The 255-nt window shown below is 73.7% G+C and carries 1 pseudogene; it reads right to left on the bottom strand.

Going from position 1 to position 255, the window contains the following annotated elements:
• Positions 1-255, bottom strand: a pseudogene (locus tag AADR41_RS42725) (electron transfer flavoprotein subunit alpha/FixB family protein); the annotation flags it as partial.

Genomic DNA, 255 nt, shown 5'->3' with positions numbered 1-255 from the left:
GTCCGCGAGCGCCTCGATCAACGCGAAGTTCTCCGCACCGTTGACCCCACGCCCGCCCGAGACCACGATCGCGGCCTCCGTCAGCTCCGGACGCCCCGTCGACTCCCGCGGCGTACGCGCAACGACCTTCGTACCCGTCGCCTGCGCCGAGAACGCCACCGCCAGGGTCTCCACCGCACCCGCCGCCCCGGCCGCCTCGACCGGCGCCGAGTTCGGCTTCACCGTGATCACCGGCGTACCCCGCGACACCCGCGA

This window comes from Streptomyces sp. CLV115 (genome assembly GCF_038448545.1).
GTDB classification, from domain to species: domain Bacteria; phylum Actinomycetota; class Actinomycetes; order Streptomycetales; family Streptomycetaceae; genus Streptomyces; species Streptomyces sanglieri.
This window is presented reverse-complemented; position numbering and strand designations above follow the sequence as displayed.